A 3,533-nucleotide genomic window follows, 5' to 3' on the forward strand; every position below is an offset into this window, starting at 1 on the left:
TTTATTAGATAAAAAAAGAACAAATAATCACTATAACAAAGTTTTATTTAGTATGTTTACGGATTTAGAACAACAAGTATATAAATTTTATGGGAAAAAATACCCCGAACAAGGACCGTTAATAAAATGGATAATAAAAAACCTAAAATAATAACAATCGCGTCAATCAAGGGCGGTGTTGGTAAAAGCACAAGTGCTATTATATTTGCAACCTTATTGGCTCAAAAATATAAGGTATTATTAATAGATATGGATACTCAAGCATCCACCACTAGTTATTATTATGATGATATACAAAAATCCAGTATAGATTTAAGAAAAAATAATATATATGAAGTTTTAACAGAAAAATTAGATATTAATCGATCAATCGTTAATGTAGCGAATAATTTAGATTTAATACCTAGTTATTTAACTTTACACAGTATAAATGCTTTTGGTTATAAGCACACTTTTGATGAATTTAGATTAAAAAAAGAGCTTAAACATATAGATATTATATATAATTTTATTATAATTGATACTCCTCCAAGTTTGGATTTTACTTTAACTAATGCTTTGGTTTGTTGTAACAATATAATTGTTCCCTTGACAGCAGAAAAATGGACAATTGAAAGTTTTGACCTTTTGAAATTTTTTATGAAAAAAATAGGTGTAGAATTGCCTACTTATTTTATAATAACTAGATTTAAGAAAAATAATACACATAAGCAATTGTTGGAAATGCTGAACTCCAAAGAAAATTTTTTAGGAATGATATCAGAAAGAGAAGATTTAAATAGAAGAATTGCTAGTAATTCTTCTTTTGATTTTCAAATGGATTATATAAAAGAGTATAAAAATTCATTAATAAATTTTTATGCAAAATTAAAATAATTTTAGTTATAAGTTCAACGCGTTGAACTTATAACTAAGGAGGCTTGTTATGAAAAATAATACAAAATTAATAATCAATAAAAGGGATATTGATTCTGAGGGGAATGCATTACTTGTAGATTCTTCTAATGTTAGTAAAAATGGTGTTGAAACAGATCGTTATAATACTTTGAAAAAGAAATTGTATGTAAACCTTAGAGAAGGAGTTTCTAATAGAGTAGAATGTATGAAAATCTTAAAAGAAATTAAAGATAATGAATACTATAAACTTGATGGATACAAAAATTTCGATGCTTTTATAAAGGATTATGATGTTGCAAAAACTCAAGCGTATAACTATTTAAAAATTGCCAATGCAATAGAAGCAGGAGTTATTGAGGAACAATATGTATTAGATAATGGATTTAGATTAATATTAAGTGTATTGAAAGATAAAGAAAGCCCAACATTAAAAAAATCTAGGCAAAATCCAATAAAACCTTTAAGATTTCAACTTAAAACTCAAGAAAGCTATGATTTTTACAAAAAAAATGCTAAATTTACCAGTTTTATGATGCAAGAGATTTTTGAAAATCAAAAAGATTTGATTAGTAAACTTTTAAAAATGTATAAACAATTAAAAGTATAACCTATGAACAATTTAGCATACAAAACATATAACATAGAAAGTATAAAAAATGAATTTTTAAAAATAGGGTTTAGTGAAGAAGCAATAGATTTTGTTTTTCTTCATAATGATAATTACAACCATGAGGTTTTAAAAGAGAAAATAATTGATTTAGAGAAGAATTTGCAAAAAGACATATCTAGTTTAGACACTAAGATAGATAATGTAGAAAAAACTTTGCAAAAAGATATATCTAGCTTGAATACTAAAATAGATAGTGTAGAAAAAACCTTACAAAAGGATATATTTAGCCTAGATAATAAAATAAATGTTTTAAGAAACGAACTTACTGCAAATAATAGAACAATACAAGTAATTTTAATAATGGGAATAACGCTTGCTCCAATTATTTATTCTATATTCAATAAGTATTTTTTAAATTAAAAATGATTAAAATTTTATAAAGTAATAAGTTAGTATATAGCTTTAAAGTAGAACTTATTTGAATTTTTTAACAAGATAATTTAAATAGGTTCTTTTATTTTAACAAATGCAAAATAATTTTAATTCAACAATTGAGAATTGTTCAATTGTTGAAAAGCTTTTAAAAAATAATTTTTAATAAGTTAATTCGGTTAACCCCCAGACTTTATTAAGCTCTTTAGCAAGAGAATTTAATAAAGCTTTTATTAATTATAATAATTTCTGTAAAAAGCCTGACAAAAATAGTTTTTGATATATATATGTATGCGTATAGCTAAAAAAGTATATTGCTATCAAAAAAATCCAGTTAAGTTGAGTTTAGCTAAGTTCTTTAACAAAAGAATTAAATACGCTCAACTATTTTTGTAAAAATTTTTGTAAAAAAAGTTGGCAAAAATTATTTTTGCTATATAATTATTTTTATATAACATAATAGGAGATAAAAAAATGACAAACATATCAAACAAAAATAATCCACAAGAAAATATTCAAGGAGAGCCCAAAATGATAAGTGTTAATCAACAAAGTTTTACTGGTTGTGAAATATTTGAGGAAAAATTTTATCATATTAAAGAAAAAAGCAAATTAAGTAAAATAGGCAAAAAATTACCAGGAATAAGTAGTAAAGAGTGTTTTAGATTTAATCGAAATATTGATTTTAGTGTGCAAAGAAACAAGTTAGATAAATACGGTGCTAGTGAAGTAGGTAATATTCTTGTTGGAGGTGCTGGGCTGAAAGACTTAATGATGAGTAGGGTACTTAAATATTGTGGTATAAGTATGCCTTATGAAGAGAATTTATATATGCTCAAGGGCAAAGAGCTGGAAAATTTAGGATTTAGAGAGTTTGTTAAAGCACACGGTGATAATATTGATGTTTTGTATAAAAATAAATATGCCAATGGTGTTGATAAGTATAATTATTTCAAAAAAATGGGTAGTTCACAAACTTTAGTGGGTTCAACAATTGATGGATGGTTTATTAATAATAATGGCGATTTAGAAATATTAGAAATTAAAAGTAGCGACTCTAATTATATGAGTAGTGCTATTGCTGAGTACAATAAAAATGGCAATTTTTTAAATAGTAAATATTTTTTCAAATATTATGTGCAGGCTCAAATGCAGTTAGCATGCACTGGGCTTGAGTATTGTAATTTGTTCTTTTTGATCGACGCTGCACCAATTAACTGTAAGATTAAAAGAGATGAGGCCTTAATATCAAAAGTGTTTGAATTTGTTAATAAATGTGAATTAGAAATTATAAATTTGAAAAAAGATATTTATAGTAACTATAGAGAGGAATACTTAATGGCACATAATTTTAACGAGGATACGTTTATAAAACTTGTTGAAGATTTAGTAGAAAGGAGTGATTTTTATAGTTCTGGAGTTGAGTTTGATTGGGCAAAAGAATTTGTAGAATATGTTGATTGTGTAGAGCTTGAAATTACAGATAGGCAAGTTGCTGAAAATCTTGCATGTGATCTAATGGAGGTTGATAGCGCAAAAAAAGAATTAAACAAAATGCAAAGCGAACACAAAAAAAGAGAAAAGTATCTTAAAG

5 protein-coding genes are annotated in these 3,533 nt (G+C 25.1%); all 5 read left to right on the top strand.

The window, feature by feature from the left end; genetic code table 11:
• Positions 1-151: DUF226 domain-containing protein (locus LRB30_RS05570; protein WP_146626914.1), on the top strand; the 151-nt coding region annotated here is incomplete at its 5' end.
• A complete protein-coding gene (locus LRB30_RS05575; RefSeq protein ID WP_231020106.1) occupies positions 127-876 on the top strand; it encodes a ParA family protein in 750 nt (249 codons plus the stop codon). The genes LRB30_RS05570 and LRB30_RS05575, both read left to right, overlap by 25 nt.
• A 49-nt stretch (positions 877-925) precedes the next feature.
• Entirely contained in the window at positions 926-1,504 is a 579-nt protein-coding gene (locus LRB30_RS05580) for a chromosome replication/partitioning protein (RefSeq protein ID WP_231020108.1), read from the top strand.
• Between the two features lie 3 nt (positions 1,505-1,507).
• Positions 1,508-1,927, top strand: a complete 420-nt coding sequence (bdr, locus tag LRB30_RS05585) for a Bdr family repetitive protein (protein WP_231020110.1) — start codon at positions 1,508-1,510, stop codon at positions 1,925-1,927.
• 486 nt (positions 1,928-2,413) lie between these two features.
• Positions 2,414-3,533: DUF244 domain-containing protein (locus tag LRB30_RS05590; RefSeq protein ID WP_231020112.1), on the top strand; the 1,120-nt coding region annotated here is incomplete at its 3' end.

It is taken from the genome of Borreliella americana (assembly GCF_021043605.1).
GTDB lineage: Bacteria > Spirochaetota > Spirochaetia > Borreliales > Borreliaceae > Borreliella > Borreliella americana.

Bases quoted from the DNA above. Each gene is read 5' to 3' on its own strand.
- LRB30_RS05575 (WP_231020106.1), top strand. From the start codon at position 127: ATGGATAATAAAAAACCTAAAATAATAACAATCGCGTCAATCAAGGGC.
- LRB30_RS05580 (WP_231020108.1), top strand. From the start codon at position 926: ATGAAAAATAATACAAAATTAATAATCAATAAAAGGGATATTGATTCT.
- bdr (WP_231020110.1), top strand. From the start codon at position 1,508: ATGAACAATTTAGCATACAAAACATATAACATAGAAAGTATAAAAAAT.